Source organism: Bradyrhizobium sp. sBnM-33 (assembly GCF_032917945.1).
Lineage (GTDB): Bacteria > Pseudomonadota > Alphaproteobacteria > Rhizobiales > Xanthobacteraceae > Bradyrhizobium.
The window spans coordinates 8,853,654-8,868,817 of sequence record NZ_CP136624.1 but is presented as its reverse complement, the minus strand read 5'-3'; the positions used below and the strand labels follow the sequence as shown (position 1 = coordinate 8,868,817).

Here is a 15,164-nt window from a genome sequence, read left to right as displayed (position 1 = left end):
GGACAGGCGCCGCAAGCGCAATTGCGTGACCCCACTCCAGCGCAACTATCCGCGCAACACCCGCATCGTGATCAATTAACGCCGGCCTTCACTGCAACTCGATGTTGGCGGACTTGATCACCGCGGCCCACCGGTCGATTTCCTCGCGCATGTAAGCGGATGACTTGTCGACCGGACCGCCGAAAATGCCTGCGGACAGTTTCTTGAGCTGATCCTGCACCTGGGGCTGGCGCAAGGCCTCGTTCACATCGGCATTGATCTTCTCGACGATGTTTTTCGGAGTTTTGGGCGGCGCCACGATGCCGTACCAGGCGACCGCTTCGAAACCCGGCAACGTCTCGGCGATCGTCGGCACGTCCGGCAGCGCCGGGAGCCGTTCGGACGAGGCCACCGCCAGCAATTTCAACTTGCCCGCCTGAACGAGCGCGAGCGAGACGCCGAGATTGTCGAACATGACGTCGACGTCGCCGGCGACAAGCCCCTGCAGCGCGGGCGCCGAGCCGCGATAGGGAATGTGCCGCAGCTTCACCTTCGCCATCGATTGGAACAATTCCGACGTCAGATGCGAGGTCGTGCCGTTGCCCTGCGTGGCACAGATCGTCTTGTCGGAATTGCCTTTCAGATATTCGATAAGCTCGGGCACGCTCGATGCCTTGACGTTGTTCGGATTGACGATCAGCGCGTTCGGTACCTGGGCCATCACGACGATCGGCTCGAATTTCGTCGGATCGAAGCCGAGCCTTGGGTACAAATTCTGGTTGATGACGAGCGGCGGCGGCGGCGACGAGAGCAGGGTGTAGCCGTCGGGCGCTGAATGAAAGACCTGTTCGGCACCGATGTTTCCTGCGGCGCCCGTACGGTTTTCGATCACCACCGGCTGGCTCCATTTGCGTGACAGCCAGTCCGCGACGATCCGTGGAATGGCATCCGCCGTTCCTCCAGCGGGGAAGGGGACGACGATCTTCACGGGGCGGTCCGGATAGTCGGCTGCCGATGCACGCGCACAAAAAAGCGCGGACAAGATCAGAACCAGCGGCAGCAGCGCCAGTTTACGGCGGGCGAGAAGCAGAGCTGGCATGGAGCCTTGCATTGAAACTCCTCCCGCTGTCGTTCTTCGTCCGGTCTAAAACTGTCCGCGCCGGCACTTGGTGTTTGCAGCAAGTGAGGATAGCTTGAACGAGCAAGCTTCCGAAGCTTTTTTCGCGTGGGATGATGACGCAGCCGCAGCTCACCGTTGTGATCATTGGAGGTGGCATCGGCGGATTGTTCGCCGCGAACGCGCTGATCGCTCACGGCTTCAATGTTTCCGTCTATGAGCAGGCGCCCGCGCTTGGCGAGGTCGGGGCAGGGGTATTTCTGACACCCAACAGCGTGCGGCAATTGCAGCGGGTGGGGCTCGGATATCAGGTGGAAAGACGGGGAGCCAGGGTCGGTCCCGCTTCTCACTATTTTCGCCACGACGGCGCGCCGATCGCCCCGGTTCAGGTGACGGACTCCGCGGGCTGGAACGCGACGTTCGGCATGCATCGCGCGGACGTGGTCGAGATTCTGGCTAGCGCATTGCCGCCCGCGGTGGTTCGCACGGGCCATCGCGCCACGGGCTTCGAGCAGGCCGATCAGGTTGCGCGTGTGACATTCGCCAATGGTGCGGTCGTCCAAGGCGACATCGTCGTTGCCGCGGATGGCATCCATTCGGAGCTCCGGCGCTATGCGGCGCCGCCGTCCCGTCCGGTCTTTCACGGCTCCGTCGCCTATCGCGGCGTGCTGCCGCATCGGCGCATTCCGCACTGGCCGACCGATCGCTGGCAGATGTGGCTGGGCCAGGGTAAACATTTCCTCAGCTTCCCGGTCCGATCGGGCGAACTCATAAACTATGTCGGCTTCGTGCCGGCCGATGCGGAAATGAAGGAGTCCTGGTCTGCGCCCGGAGATCCCGACGTGCTTCGCCGCGAGTTCGAGGGCTGGGACCCGCGCATTGGCGCGTTGTTGAGCCAGGTCGACAGGACGTTCCGTTGGGCGCTGTACGATCGGGAGCCGCTGCCGGCCTGGACGCGTGGGCGCTTGACGCTGCTCGGCGATGCCGCGCATCCGATGCTGCCGCATCTCGGCCAGGGCGCCAACCAGTCGATCGAGGACGGCATGGCGCTCGCAACCATTCTGGCGCGGGCGTCGCGCGCCAACGTACCGGCGGCGCTGCTGGCTTATGAGCGGTTGAGGCGCGAGCGGGTAGCAGCGGTTCAGCGCGGTGCGCGCGAGAATGGGATGCGCTACGATTCGTCCTACGCCGATCTCGGCGTACGCGATGCCGAGATATCAGCGCATGCGGCGTTCCGCAGGCGGCTTTACGATCACGACGTCGTGCCCGAAGCGCAAGCGGCGGCATCTTCGCTGTGCTGAGCGGGCGTTCCCGACGCTCAGGATCACGGCGGAAGTTGTCGAGAGCGAGGCCGAGGTAAACTGCCTGCGCAAGAGGGATGCCAGGAGGGGCAGGATTCCTGTTCAGCCGCGCGCGGCCCAATGCGGAGATCGTCGGTCTGTTGAAGATGCAAGGCAACTCGAGCGCGCCGGCAGGTGCGGCGCTGGTGGCGTAGGCGCAGCCGTAGCCCGGATGGAGCCAACGGGTCGCGCGAATGCGCGCCGATGACAGGCTCCGCGCAATCCGGAACAGGCTGGTTCGCTGCACGATAGGCCCCCGGATTTCGCTTCGCTCCATCCGGGCTACGCGCGCCTGTTCGCCGCCTTCCGCTTCCGCGCATGATACGTCAGCGCCAGCGCGATGCAGTGCCGTAACTCTTTCTCGGGCAGCTTTTCATCGGCGTCGAGCAGGATGCTGCGGTTGTCGCCGTAGCACAGTTCCGGATAGAACTCGCGAAAGGTCTCGACCAGATTGGTCTGGCAGTGGAAATAGACCGCGTAGCGGCCGGCTTCCGCCTTCACCTGGTCGATCCGGATCGTGCTGCCGCTCTTGCTCTCGGTCGTGAGATAGCTCGGCTGCCCCCATTTCAGCGTCTCTTCCAGGGTGCCGACGCCCTCGGTGGTCTTTGCGGTATCGAAGATCAGGCGGCGCAGCGCAAGTAGTTTTGCCCTGACCGAGCTAGGATAGGCCGCGAATACGGCTTCCACCGCAGCGTCCCGGGTGTCAGCGCTCGCCCGTTTGGCGATGCGCTTTGCAGCTTGCTTCCGTGCCGCCTTCTTCATTGCGATGTCAGCGTATCCTGCCAGGCTCCATTGAGAACCTAAAGCAGGATGCAAGCCGTCGGAAGCGAAAACGAAGCGCCTATCTCTTGCGCGTGCCTGATCGCGACGTCTTTGCTGTGCTGGATCGTGACGTCTTGCGCGCACTGGACCTTGACGCTGCTTTTCGCTTGCGCGTGGCGGCTGCTTTCTTGGCCGAGCGTGATCGCGCCGCTGCGGGCCGGCTGGCCGCGGCCTTGCCGCCGCGCGGACCGCCGATGCGGCCGCCTCGCTTCGCCGCGACATTGGTGTCTTTCACGCCGCGACCGGAGCCGCTCTTGTTGCCGCCACCGGTTTCCTTGTTGACGGTGGCCCAGGCGCGTCGCTCGGCCTCCTTCTTGCCGATGCCGCGCTTCTCATAACCTTCCTCGATATGCTCGGCCTTGCGTTTCTGCTTGGTCGTGTAGCTGGACTTGTCACCGCGGGGCATGTGGTATCTCCCTCGTTGTTGCGGTTACCGGCAAGCAACGCGCGCCTTGCGTGGGGGTTCCTAGCCGAGTCCGCGGCGTGCCGGGCGGGCCGGCCGCTTTCATCGCGTCGTCGGCGATCCGTCGAGATTGCCCGAGAGGATCGCCCGGCCGGCATCCTCGTAGTGGGCGTCACGGCCCTGGATCTGCTGCGCGATGGCGTGCATGTCGCGAAAGCGGCGCTCGAACTTGTTGGCGTTGAACACGGCTGTGGCGCCCGTCATGTGATAGGCGGTGTCGACCACGGCGGCCGATTGATGGATCGTCCATGTCGAGGCGAGGCGCATCGCCACCCGGTGGGCTTCGGTGAGGGTCGCGCCCTGCGACAGATCATGCCATACATCCGCTGACGTGGCATAGAGATAGGCGCGGGTGGCGCGCAGTTGCGCCTCGGTGCGCCCGACCAGCCCCTGCACGGCGTTGTTGTCGCGCATCGCCTTTGACGCTTGCGGTGTCTTGCCCCGGGCAAGCGCGATCGCCGCGTCGAGCGTGGCGCGGGCGACGCCGAGCGAGGTCGCCGCAAAGCCCATGCCGAAAACCATGTTGGTAGAGAGCTTGTACAGCGGGCCGTTCTCGCGCAGCGCCGCCGGATCGTCGCGCAGCGCTGCGAACTTTTCCGGGATGAACAAATTGTCGACCGAATAGGAATCGGTGCCGGTGCCGCGCAGGCCGATCACGTCCCAGACGTCGTGCATCGTGGCGCTGGTCACCGGAAACAGGATGGTACGAATCTCCGGCGAACCGTCCGGCCTGCGCCGCGGCGTGCCGTCGGCTTCGACGACCCGGACATGGGCGCCGAGCCAGCTTGCCTGCCGCGAGCCGGACGCAAAATCCCAGCGCGCGCTGGCCTTGTAGCCGCCGGGAACCGCCTGCACTTCGTGGTTGATCGCGCCCCAGGCCAGAATGCCGGGCGCAACGTTGAAGATTTCGTTGGCAGCATCGGGATCGAGATAGGCCGCGGTCATGGCGCAGACGCTGCACTGGCCGAGGCACCATGCGGTCGAGGCGTCGGCCTTGGCGACTTCCTCCTGCATTAGCATGAATGTTTCGAGCGGCACCTCAGCGCCGCCAAAACTCTTCGGCAGCAGGGCCCGATAGAGCTCATTCTCGATCAGCGCCTGTGTCACCGCCGGCGTCAGCCGTCGCGTCCGCTCGATCTCGTCGGCTTCCTCCGTAATCAACGGCGCCAGAGCGCGGGCGCGCTCCACAAGATCGACGCCCGGATGCCTATTCATTCGCTTCCCCGCCTTCTTTTATTCGTGGCTTGATCGCGATCGTGACCTATCCGCTGCCGCCGATCAAGGCGGCACCCCCGGAACGGCTTGGCTGGTGCGAATTATGGACGGCCACAACCACAGGTGCATCAGGTCGCGCAATGGATTATGGTCAAGGCGCGGTAGGGGAGCTGCAAATGACTGATATCAGCTTTTTCGAACCTGAAGATCTCAACAGTATCCCAACTTTCCGGGCCGCCTATTCGGATCGCACGGCATTGCTGATGGCCAAGCTGGCCTATCGCGCCTACAACGACTTTGACCTCGACGATGCGAGGTTCGCTGCGTTCAGTACGGAATTATGCAAGCAGGGTTTTGTCGGCTGCAGTGCGCTGATCGATCGCGACGCCGGCACGGCGGGTTATGTCGTCGAAGGCAATGATATCATCGTCGTCGTATTCCGCGGCACTGAGGACGAACTCGACTGGAGAACCAATGTGAACGCCCGTTTCGTAGCCCTGCAGGGCGGTACGCGTGTTCACACGGGGTTCTTCCAGGCTTACTGGCCGATCCGCGACTCCATGTTCGAGGTCGTCAAGCGCCTCATCAAAGCGAAGCCGCGTCCAGTCTACATCACCGGCCACTCGCTTGGCGGTGCGTTGGCGCTGATGGCCACGGCCGAATTGGCCAATGACAACGATGCGACAGTTCGCGATTGCGTCGCGGCTTGCTACACTTTTGGCTGTCCGCGAGCGGGTGACGCCTCCTTCGACATTTACGTCAAGGCTCCGCTTTACCGAATCACCAACGGTGTCGACCCGGTGCCGGCGATCCCTCCGGCGATGCTTGGCTACCGTCATGTTGGTGACACCCGGTATTTCGGAAAAATTGGCGTTGCCCCGGTACGCCGTTCGCCAAACGGGGCGCAGAAGATCTGGCGCACGATTGGGGGAATGGTTGCGTGGGTCAAGACCGGACGATTTCAGAACATCGCCGACCACAGCATGACGGTCTATGTCGGAAAGCTGGATGCCTGGGCGAAGAACAATCTCAAGCAAACGCAGGACAGACGCGAAGTTACGGCCGACCCCGGCATCTCATCAAGGGCATAGGCAAACGTTCGCCCTCACGTGAATCACGCTGCCGCGCGGCCGACATCAAGCGACGGCCGCGGCGGTCGCTTGGCGGACGGGAAACTCAAGGCGACGGCGACGGCGGCCATGCCGATCGTGAAGGAGCCGACATAGAGCCAACTATAGCCGTGGAAGGCGTCGAACACCCATCCGCCGGCTAGCGGCCCCAGCGCCATGCCGAGGCTGGCAAACGCGGAGACGGCGCCGAACATGCTGCCCATGATGCGCACACCGAAATATTCGCGCACCAGCACGGCGTACAACGGCATCACGCCGCCATAAGCGAGGCCGAAGACAACCGACAGAGCGTAGAACTCGCCGAGCTGGCCGACCGCGAGAAAGGTGGCGATTGACAAGGCCTGGACGAACAGGCCGCCGACCAAGACGTGCTTGGCGCCGAAGCGATCGGCCAGCAAGCCGAGCAGCAAACGGCCGCCGAGGCCGGAGAAGCCGGCGAGGCTATAGACGGTGACCGCGGCCAGTGGCGCGATGCCGCAGATCATGGCGTAGCTTACCAGGTGGAAGATCGGTCCCGAATGCGCCGCGCAGCAGGCGAAATGCGCGCATGCCAGGATGATGAATTGCGGCGTTCGTAGCGCCTGTGCGACCGTCCACTGACCGTCAGGCGCGCCGGTCCCATTGGCTGCAGCAGGCGTTGATGGCTCCGGCGGCCGTCGCACCAGCAATGAGGCCGGGATCAACAGCGCCAAGGCGACGATGCCGATCACCAGCATCGCCGTGCGCCAGTCGTAGGTCGTGATCAAATAGCTTGCGAATGGCGCAACCGTCAGCGGCGAAACGCCCATGCCGGCCGACACCAACGCCACCGCGAGGCTGCGGCGATGCTCGATCCAGGCGCTCGCCACTGCGACCATCGGCGCATAGAAGCTGCCAGCCGCAATCCCGATCAAAACGCCGAACGCTAACTGAAATTGCCACAGGCTGGTGGCCTGGCTCGCGCCGATCAGCCCGGCGCCAAGCAGCAGCGTGCCCGACAGCACCACGATGCGGGTGCCAAACCGGTCGGACAGCGTGCCCCAGAAGAACGCCGCCAGCCCCATGGCGAGAAAGTTGATCGTTGCCGCCGCCGACACGCCGCTGCGCGACCAGCCCATCGCCTCCGAAATCGGCTGCAGGAACACGGCCAGCGACAGCATCGAGCCGAATGCGACGCAGGTCATCAGCGCGCCTACGGCGACAACAACCCAGCCGTAGGACAAACCGGAAGCCTTGCCCATGCGATTCCCCGCTCTTTTGTATTTATGATCTGAGCGGGGGCGATGGTGGCTTATTCACGGCCGCTGAGCAAGCGCATGGAGCATCGTCATTCCAAAGTACACGTTCTGGATGCGTGTTTCAGATGGCGAATCTCGCCCGAAAATCTCAAGATTACGGGTTCGTCCTTCGGACCCCCCGAGAATGACACCCGGAACTCAACTATCCACCTTCAGCGCGGCAATAAACGCTTCCTGCGGGATGTCGACCTTGCCGAACTGCCGCATCTTCTTCTTGCCTTCCTTCTGCTTCTCCAGAAGTTTGCGTTTGCGCGTGATGTCGCCGCCGTAGCATTTGGCGGTGACGTCCTTGCGCAGCGCGCGGACGGTTTCGCGGGCGATCACCTTGCCGCCGATCGCGGCCTGGATCGGGATCTGAAACATGTGCGGCGGGATCAGTTCCTTCATCTTTTCGACCATGGCGCGGCCGCGGCCTTCTGCGCGGGTCCGGTGCACCAGCATCGACAGCGCATCGACCGGCTCGCCATTGACGAGGATCTGCATCTTGACGAGGTCGGCCACCTTGTAGTCGGTTAGATGATAGTCGAACGAGGCGTAGCCCTTCGAGACGGATTTCAGCCGGTCGTAGAAATCGAACACGACTTCGTTGAGCGGCAAATCGTATTTCACCATCGCGCGGGAGCCGACGTAAGTGAGCTCCGTCTGCGCGCCGCGGCGGTCCTGGCACAGTTTTAGTACGCTGCCGAGATATTCGTCGGGCGTGAGGATCGTCGCCTCGATCCACGGCTCCTCGATGTCGGCGATCTTGACGACATCTGGCATGTCGACCGGATTGTGGATCTCGATCTCCTGGCCGTCGGTCAGATGCATCTTGTAGATCACGCTCGGCGCCGTCGCGATCAGGTTGAGATCGAACTCGCGCGACAGCCGCTCCTGGATGATTTCGAGATGCAGCAGCCCGAGGAAGCCGCAGCGGAAACCGAAGCCGAGCGCGGCCGAAGTCTCCATCTCATAGGAGAAGCTCGCATCGTTGAGCCGCAATTTGCCCATCGCCGCGCGCAGCGTCTCGAAATCGTTGGCGTCGACCGGGAACAGGCCGCAGAACACCACCGGGATCGCCGGCTTGAAGCCCGGCAACATTTCGGTGACCGGCTTCTTGTCGTCGGTAATAGTATCGCCGACGCGCGTATCGGCGACTTCCTTGATCGCTGCGGTAATGAAGCCGATCTCGCCGGGACCGAGCTCGTCGACCTGCTCCATCTTCGGCGTGAAGAACCCGACGCGCTCGACGTCATAGGCCGCATTGGTGCCCATCATGCGGATGCGCTGGCCCTTCTTCATCGTGCCGTCGACCACGCGGATGAGCACGACGACGCCGAGATAGACGTCGTACCAGCTATCCACCAATAGCGCCTTCAGCGTCGCGCCGCGGTCGCCCTTCGGCGGCGGCAGGCGGGTCACGATGGCCTCCAGCACGTCGGGAACGCCGAGGCCCGTCTTGGCCGAGATCATCACGGCGTCCGAGGCATCGATCCCGATCACGTCCTCGATCTGCTGCTTGACCTTGTCAGGCTCGGCCGCCGGCAGGTCGACCTTGTTGAGAACCGGCACGATCTCGTGATTGTTGTCGAGCGCCTGATAGACGTTGGCAAGCGTCTGCGCTTCCACGCCCTGGCTGGCATCGACCACCAAGAGCGACCCTTCGCAGGCTGCCAGCGACCGCGAGACTTCGTAGGCGAAGTCGACATGGCCTGGCGTGTCCATCAGGTTGAAGATGTAACTCTTGCCGTCCTTGGCGCGGTAGTTCAGCCGCACCGTCTGCGCCTTGATGGTGATGCCCCGCTCACGCTCGATATCCATGGAATCGAGCACCTGTTCCTTGCCCGCCATTTCGCGGTCCGACAGCCCGCCCGTCATCTGGATCAGGCGGTCAGCCAGCGTCGATTTGCCATGGTCGATATGGGCGACAATGGAGAAGTTGCGGATGTTGGAAATGGGCGCAGTTGTCATGGGGCGCGGGATAGCATTCGCGTCCCCGTGCGGCAACCATCTTGCTGTATTTGAAGGGGCTTTCTTCACGCCAAGCTGATTCCAATCGAAGCCAAAACACGCTAGGCAATGGCCATGTCGACTGCATCCATTGCGGCCGCGCGCAGCCGGCGCATTCCCACGATCCGGCGGCTGGCGGCGTGGCTGGCCTCACGCGCCAGTGATCCCAAGGCCGGCCTGTGGCTGGTGACCGGCTTTGCCGTGATCCACGCCGTGCTGTGGACGCTGATCCTGGTCAATCTGAAGGCCGGGCAGGACGTCCACATGGACGTCGCGGAAGCCTTCGCCTGGGGGCAGAAGTTCCTGCTCGGCTATGGCAAGCATCCGCCACTGTCGGGATGGGTCGCCGGCTTCTGGTTCATGTTCTTTCCAGTCACCGACTGGGCGACCTATGCGCTGGCGATGGCGACGCTCGGCTGCTCGCTCGTGATCTGCTGGCAGTTGGCGTTGCGCGTCGTCGATCGCCGCCGCGCGTTCTTCGTCGTGGTGATGCTCGCGCTCTATCCGATCTTCAACTTCAAGGGCTTCAAGTACAATCCGGACCTGCTGCAACTCGTCACGCTGCCGCTGATGATGCTGGCCTACCTCGACGCGTTCGAGAAACGCAGCATCAAATCGGGCGTGTGGCTCGGGCTCGCCGGTGCGCTGGCGCTGATGACCAAATACTGGGCGCTGACCATGATCGGCGCCGTCGGCGTTGCCTCATTGATCCATCCGCAGCGTTTGCAGTTCCTGCGTTCGCCGGCGCCATGGGTCGCGATTGCTACGCTCGCGGTCGCGATGCTCCCGCACTTCATGTGGCTGAAGCAGGTGGATTTCGTCCCGCTCACCTATGCCGGCGATACCTATTCCCTTACCGATCGCGCGATGATCGGCGATCTCGCGCTGGGCTATGTCGGGCACAATCTCGCGCTGCTGGCCGCGCCGGTGATACTCGGCGCGATCGCGCTGATGTGGCGGCCGTTCCGCTTGATGCCGGTTTCGGCCTTCGGGCATGGCGCCAATACCGGCGTTAACATTTCGCAGGCGATCAACGTCTGGATCGTCCAGGCGGTGGTGGCGATCGGTCCGCCGCTAGGTGCGCTGATATTCCACGTCTATATCAAAACCGACTGGGGCATCCCGCTGTTCTTCCTGATGCCGCTCGCGCTGGTCGCGATCCCTGCGGTGCGGATTCGGAGAATTGCGCTGTTGAACCTGACGGCGACCTGGCTCGTCATTTCGCTCGTCGTGCTGGCGATATCGCCAAGGATCGTCGCCTACGAACTGGATGAAAAGCGCACCGCAGGCGCGACCTACCGGGCGCGTTCCGAACTCGCCCGCGAACTGACGGAAGCCTGGCACACGCGGTTTTATTCGCGCTGGCCGGTGGTCGCCGCCTATACCGATACCGGCCAGCCCGTCACCTTCTACAGCCCCGATCATCCGGCGCCGCTGACGCCGGACGAGCCGTGGTCGTCCGGCCTGACCTCGCTCGAGGAGGCGAAGCGATCGGGCTTCATTGGCATCTGCGAGGTCGGCGACTGGAAGCTGGAAAAATGCGAGGCGTGGATGCAGGCCCATGCCGCCAATGCCGAGCGCATGGTGATGACCACGCGACGATTCTTTCTCGGCAAGGCTGGCCCCGCGACGGCCTGGAACATCTTCATCGTGCCGCCGGCCAGATAGACATCACTCGAAGGGGTAACGCATGGATCTCGACCTGACGGATAAAACGGCGCTCGTGACCGGCTCGACCCGCGGGATTGGGCTCGCGACCGCCATCGGGCTTGCGCAAATGGGCGCGGAAGTGATCGTCAACGGCCGCGAGCAGGCAGCGGTCGGCGAGGCCGTCGCAAAAGTCCAACAGGTTGCGCCGTCGGCCAAAGTGCACGTCGCGGCGTTCGATCTCGGCAACGCAGCGGGCTGTGCCGGGCTGGTGGCGCAATTCCCTGAAGTCGATATCCTAGTCAACAATCTCGGCATTTACGAACCAAAGGGTTTCTTCGAGATCGAGGATGCCGATTGGTCAAGGATGTTTGAAGTCAACGTCATGAGCGGGGTGCGGCTGACGCGGCATTATTTGAAGCGGATGCTTGATAACAAGGACTGGGGCCGTGTCGTGTTCGTCTCCAGCGAATCCGGCGTCTTCATTCCAAAGGAGATGGTGCATTACGGCTTCTCGAAATCGGCGCAACTCGTCATCGCGCGCGGCGCCGCGGAAACCACCAAGGGCACCAACGTAACCGTCAATTCGGTGATGCCCGGCCCGACCTGGGTCGAGATGGCGCCGGTCCGTCTGGCCGCCCGCGCGCAAACGATGGGCACCACCGTCGACGACCTCGTCTCGCGCACCTTCAGCGAACGCCGTCCGGCCTCGCTGCTGCAGCGCTACGCGGCGCCGGAGGAGATCGCCAATCTGATCTGCTACGTCTGCTCAAAAGCCTCCAGCGCCACCAACGGCGCCGCGCTGCGCGCCGACGGCGGGATTGTTACGAATCCGTTTTGAGGCTCTTAGACCTCATCCTGAGGAGCCGCGTAGCGGCGTCTCGAAGGATGAATGGCACCAGCGGGGGCTACATGGTTCGAGACGCCGCTGCGCGGCTCCTCACCATGAGGGGCTAAAAGTGAAGCGTCCCGCGAAGGGAAACGCTCACACGCCTTCTTCGTTGAACTTGTCTGCAACCAGCGCTGCGATCGCGTCGACCGCTTGTTGCGCCTCGGGGCCGATCGCGGAGACCGTAACCGAGGTTCCAGGTCCCGCCGCCAGCATCATCAACCCCATGATCGAGGTGCCGCCGACGGTCTCGCTGCCGCGTGTCACCCAGACTTCGGCGTTGAAGCGTTCAACCATCTGGACGAATTTGGCCGATGCCCGCGCGTGCAGGCCGCGCTTGTTGATGATCTGAAGTTCCCGCGAAACGGCGCCCGCGGGCACGCTCGGCCCGAGTTCCTTTTCGGGCGCGGCCTCGTCGCTCATTTGCCGGCGAGCACGCGGCTGGCGATGGTGACGTATTTGCGGCCGGCTTCCTGGGCCATCGCGATGGCGTCGGGAAGCGAGCGCTCTTCGCGCACCTTGGCAAGCTTGACCAGCATGGGAAGATTGATGCCTGCGAGCACTTCCACCTTTGGGCGGCTCATGCAGGAAATTGCGAGATTGGAAGGCGTGCCGCCGAACATGTCGGTCAGGATGGCGACACCATCGCCGCTATCGACGCGATTCACCGCTTCGATGATATCGCTTCGACACAGATCGGAGTCGTCTTCGGCTCCAATCGTGATGGCTTCAATTTGTTTTTGCGGACCCATGACATGTTCGAGCGCCGCCTTGAACTCGTCGGCAAGGCGCCCATGGGTCACAAGCACTAGACCAATCATCGGAAACTCCTCGCGGGTGCTTTTTGGTGCACCGCACGAACGCGCCACTTTGACCATCCAGAGGCCCCGCGCAAGAGGGCATCTTGGCTATTGTTCCGGAATTTGCCGGTAAGAAGTGAGGCCTGCGCCGGTTTATTCGGTGGCGATAGTGGGGCTTATATGGTTACCAATCCCCTTCGAACAATCATCCAAAGGTTGGACGGAACCTGAACCGGCGGTTGTCGTCAGAGCGGCTGCAATCAACGGGAGGGGGTCATAGCCAGCTCCGACGGGAATTCGCGGTAATAAGACACCGTTCAGGCAGATGGAGAGCGCTTCTGGCGGCGGCAGCCGCTCGGCATCGCTGGCCGCGAGGTCGGCGACGAGGCCCACCACCGCCTCCCCAACAAAGTCGCAATGGCGAATGCCGAGGCCCCGGATCTCGATCAGCCCGGCCAATTCTCGCGCCGGGCGGACTAACAATTGTCCGGCGACTGTGTCGAGATGGACACGGTCATCGCCAACCAAAATGGCCTGCGGAAGCTGTCCGGCGCGTCCGGCGAGAATCAGATCGAAGGCTAGCCGCGACTTGCCGGCGCCTGAGGGCCCCCGGATCAGCACGGCGCGATCGCCCACCAGCACGGCGGAGGCGTGCACGCTCGCGCCCACCGTCATGGCGCGGGGAGCCTGACCACGAACCGCGCGCCCGCCACACTCGGCTTGCCGTCGGGGCCGGCCGGGCCATGGCGGTTTTCCGCCCAGATCCGCCCATTATGCGCTTCGATGATCTGCTTGGAGATCGATAGGCCGAGACCTGAGTTCTGGCCAAAGCCCTGATGGGGACGGTCGGTGTAGAAGCGCTCGAAGATGCGTTCCAGCGCATCCTCGCCGATGCCCGGCCCATCGTCGTCGACGATGATTTCGATCTCCGAGCGCGCGCGGCGGCAGGTGACGCGGACCTTCCCGCCGGGGGTGGAGAAGGATTGCGCATTGGACAACAGGTTGGAGATCACCTGTCCCAGCCGAGAATCGTGGCCCGGCACCGAGAACGTATCGGTGGCGCCGCGGCCGTCGAAGCGCGCCTCGACGGCGACGTCGTGGCCGAGCCGGGTTTCGTTGGCGACCGAGGTCAGCGTTGTCAGCAGGCGCCGCAGATCGACCGGCGCCATGTCCTGGCGCTGCAATTCGGCATCGAGGCGGCTGGCGTCTGAAATATCCGAGATCAGCCGGTCGAGCCGCTTGACGTCGTGCTCGATCACCTCGAGCAGGCGCGCGCGGCTGGTGTCGTTGCGTGCCAAGGGCAGCGTTTCCACCGCCGACCGCAGCGAGGTCAGCGGATTCTTCAATTCATGGGCGACGTCGGCGGCGAACATCTCGATCGCCTCGATGCGGCTGTAGAGTGCGTTCGTCATATCGCGCAGCGCACCGGACAGATGGCCGATCTCGTCACGGCGGCGGGTGAAATCGGGAATCTCGACGCGGGTCTGGATGCGTCGGCGGACGCGCTCGGCGCCGTCGGCCAGCCGCCGCACCGGACCCGCGATCGTGCTCGCGAGCAACAGCGACAGCACGATCATAACCGCGGAGGCGACGCCGCCCACTTTGAGGATCGCCAGCCGCTCGGCGGTCACCATCTGGTCGATGTCGTCGCCTTGCGTCGAGAGCATCAGCGCACCGTGTACGGCACGGAACCGCTGTACGGGGACCGCGACCGAGACGATCACCTCGCCGCGATCGTTGACGCGCACCATGCTGCTTTTGACGCCGTCGAGCGCCTGCACGATCTCCTGATAGCCTTTGCCGTTTTCCGGGCCCAGTTCGCGATAGAGCGGCAGGTCGCCGCGATTGAGCCAGGTGCGGGTCGCGATCAGCGCGCGTTCGACGAAGCCCGGCTTCTCCGTGGAAGGTGGCGGCAGTTCGAATCGCAATACGTCGCCGCGGCCATAAAGACTGCGGCTGTCGAGGATCATGCCGCCGTCGCCGCCATAGATGCGGGCGCGGGTCTTGGTCGGCGAGATCAGCCGCCGCAGCACCGGCGCGACCCGCTCCGGATTGATCGGAAAATCCAGCCCCGACGATTCGTCCGGCGCGCCGTAGCTTTCGCCGGGCTTTAGATCGAGCAGCCGGTCCGGATCGATGGTGATGGTGTTGGTTTCAACCGTAGCGGAGGCGGCAATCGCGCCGGCGATGATTTCAGCCTGCACCAGAAGGCTCTGCGCCCGCGCATCGATCAGGCCGGCACGAAACTGCGAGAGGTAGAGAATACTCGCCACCAGCGCGACGAGGCCCGCCAGATTGAGCGAGACGATCCGGCGCGTGAGGCTGGAGAAGGAGAGCGCGAAGAAGAATTGCCCGGCCCGGCGCAACCAGCCGAGCGGTCGCCGCCAGCCCTTCTCGCCCGCATTATCCTCGGCAACGCGTTCCCGATCGAGGAGCTGCAAAGCATCCTCGTGGTTCAGGCTGGGATCGGGCTGCGTTCGATCTAGCAATGGCTGA

Annotated in this window: 14 protein-coding genes; 4 read left to right on the top strand and 10 right to left on the bottom strand. The window is 63.5% G+C overall.

Annotation, left to right across the window (positions count from 1 at the left end):
- Positions 1-88: 88 nt before the first annotated feature.
- Entirely contained in the window at positions 89-1,078 is a 990-nt protein-coding gene (locus RX328_RS41730) for a Bug family tripartite tricarboxylate transporter substrate binding protein (RefSeq protein ID WP_213251163.1), read from the bottom strand.
- Between the two features lie 134 nt (positions 1,079-1,212).
- Between RX328_RS41730 and RX328_RS41725 the strand changes: the two genes are divergently transcribed.
- Complete coding sequence (locus tag RX328_RS41725) at positions 1,213-2,397, top strand: FAD-dependent monooxygenase (protein WP_213251161.1); 1,185 nt, start codon at positions 1,213-1,215, stop codon at positions 2,395-2,397.
- 321 nt (positions 2,398-2,718) lie between these two features.
- Here RX328_RS41725 and RX328_RS41720 read toward each other — a convergent pair whose 3' ends face one another.
- The 3 genes from RX328_RS41720 to RX328_RS41710 form a co-directional block, all read right to left on the bottom strand.
- Positions 2,719-3,198, bottom strand: coding sequence for a DUF1801 domain-containing protein (locus RX328_RS41720; protein WP_213251158.1), 480 nt, complete (start codon positions 3,196-3,198; stop codon positions 2,719-2,721).
- 79 nt (positions 3,199-3,277) lie between these two features.
- On the bottom strand, positions 3,278-3,664 hold the full coding sequence (locus tag RX328_RS41715; protein WP_213251155.1) for a hypothetical protein: 387 nt from the start codon (positions 3,662-3,664) through the stop codon (positions 3,278-3,280).
- Positions 3,665-3,763: 99 nt separating this feature from the next.
- The gene (locus RX328_RS41710; RefSeq protein ID WP_213251153.1) at positions 3,764-4,936 is read right to left on the bottom strand and encodes an acyl-CoA dehydrogenase family protein; all 1,173 of its coding nucleotides are present in this window, start codon (positions 4,934-4,936) and stop codon (positions 3,764-3,766) included.
- Positions 4,937-4,977: 41 nt separating this feature from the next.
- Here RX328_RS41710 and RX328_RS41705 point away from each other — a divergent pair, with 41 nt between their 5' ends.
- On the top strand, positions 4,978-6,027 hold the full coding sequence (locus tag RX328_RS41705) for a lipase family protein (protein ID WP_213251151.1): 1,050 nt from the start codon (positions 4,978-4,980) through the stop codon (positions 6,025-6,027).
- Between the two features lie 23 nt (positions 6,028-6,050).
- On the opposite strand, the gene RX328_RS41700 is transcribed toward RX328_RS41705, so the two are convergent.
- On the bottom strand, positions 6,051-7,286 hold the full coding sequence (locus RX328_RS41700) for an MFS transporter (RefSeq protein WP_213251148.1): 1,236 nt from the start codon (positions 7,284-7,286) through the stop codon (positions 6,051-6,053).
- A 195-nt stretch (positions 7,287-7,481) separates the two neighbouring features.
- Positions 7,482-9,293 (bottom strand): translation elongation factor 4, encoded by a 1,812-nt coding sequence (lepA, locus tag RX328_RS41695; RefSeq protein ID WP_213251146.1) that lies wholly within the window; start codon positions 9,291-9,293, stop codon positions 7,482-7,484.
- Between the two features lie 114 nt (positions 9,294-9,407).
- Between lepA and RX328_RS41690 the strand changes: the two genes are divergently transcribed.
- The gene (locus RX328_RS41690; RefSeq protein ID WP_213251142.1) at positions 9,408-11,000 is read left to right on the top strand and encodes a glycosyltransferase family 39 protein; all 1,593 of its coding nucleotides are present in this window, start codon (positions 9,408-9,410) and stop codon (positions 10,998-11,000) included.
- 22 nt (positions 11,001-11,022) lie between these two features.
- Positions 11,023-11,820, top strand: coding sequence for an SDR family NAD(P)-dependent oxidoreductase (locus RX328_RS41685; protein ID WP_213251139.1), 798 nt, complete (start codon positions 11,023-11,025; stop codon positions 11,818-11,820).
- Between the two features lie 144 nt (positions 11,821-11,964).
- On the opposite strand, the gene RX328_RS41680 is transcribed toward RX328_RS41685, so the two are convergent.
- The 4 genes from RX328_RS41680 to RX328_RS41665 all read right to left on the bottom strand — a co-directional run bounded on the left by RX328_RS41680 (position 11,965) and on the right by RX328_RS41665 (position 15,157).
- Positions 11,965-12,291, bottom strand: coding sequence for an HPr family phosphocarrier protein (locus RX328_RS41680; protein WP_213251137.1), 327 nt, complete (start codon positions 12,289-12,291; stop codon positions 11,965-11,967).
- A complete protein-coding gene (locus tag RX328_RS41675) occupies positions 12,288-12,689 on the bottom strand; it encodes a PTS sugar transporter subunit IIA (RefSeq protein WP_024339151.1) in 402 nt (133 codons plus the stop codon). The genes RX328_RS41680 and RX328_RS41675 overlap by 4 nt, the downstream gene beginning before the upstream one ends.
- 132 nt (positions 12,690-12,821) lie before the next feature.
- Entirely contained in the window at positions 12,822-13,343 is a 522-nt protein-coding gene (locus RX328_RS41670; RefSeq protein ID WP_213251135.1) for an HPr kinase/phosphorylase, read from the bottom strand.
- Positions 13,340-15,157, bottom strand: coding sequence for a sensor histidine kinase (locus RX328_RS41665; protein ID WP_213251132.1), 1,818 nt, complete (start codon positions 15,155-15,157; stop codon positions 13,340-13,342). Before RX328_RS41665 ends, RX328_RS41670 begins: the two co-directional genes overlap by 4 nt.
- Between the last annotated feature and the right edge of the window lie 7 nt (positions 15,158-15,164).

Coding starts and splice junctions, on each gene's coding strand:
- RX328_RS41675 (WP_024339151.1), bottom strand. CDS start 12,689: ATGATTGGTCTAGTGCTTGTGACCCATGGGCGCCTTGCCGACGAGTTC.
- RX328_RS41725 (WP_213251161.1), top strand. CDS start 1,213: ATGACGCAGCCGCAGCTCACCGTTGTGATCATTGGAGGTGGCATCGGC.
- RX328_RS41720 (WP_213251158.1), bottom strand. CDS start 3,198: ATGAAGAAGGCGGCACGGAAGCAAGCTGCAAAGCGCATCGCCAAACGG.
- RX328_RS41670 (WP_213251135.1), bottom strand. CDS start 13,343: ATGACGGTGGGCGCGAGCGTGCACGCCTCCGCCGTGCTGGTGGGCGAT.
- RX328_RS41685 (WP_213251139.1), top strand. CDS start 11,023: ATGGATCTCGACCTGACGGATAAAACGGCGCTCGTGACCGGCTCGACC.
- RX328_RS41730 (WP_213251163.1), bottom strand. CDS start 1,078: ATGCCAGCTCTGCTTCTCGCCCGCCGTAAACTGGCGCTGCTGCCGCTG.
- RX328_RS41680 (WP_213251137.1), bottom strand. CDS start 12,291: ATGAGCGACGAGGCCGCGCCCGAAAAGGAACTCGGGCCGAGCGTGCCC.
- RX328_RS41715 (WP_213251155.1), bottom strand. CDS start 3,664: ATGCCCCGCGGTGACAAGTCCAGCTACACGACCAAGCAGAAACGCAAG.
- lepA (WP_213251146.1), bottom strand. CDS start 9,293: ATGACAACTGCGCCCATTTCCAACATCCGCAACTTCTCCATTGTCGCC.
- RX328_RS41710 (WP_213251153.1), bottom strand. CDS start 4,936: ATGAATAGGCATCCGGGCGTCGATCTTGTGGAGCGCGCCCGCGCTCTG.
- RX328_RS41700 (WP_213251148.1), bottom strand. CDS start 7,286: ATGGGCAAGGCTTCCGGTTTGTCCTACGGCTGGGTTGTTGTCGCCGTA.
- RX328_RS41690 (WP_213251142.1), top strand. CDS start 9,408: ATGTCGACTGCATCCATTGCGGCCGCGCGCAGCCGGCGCATTCCCACG.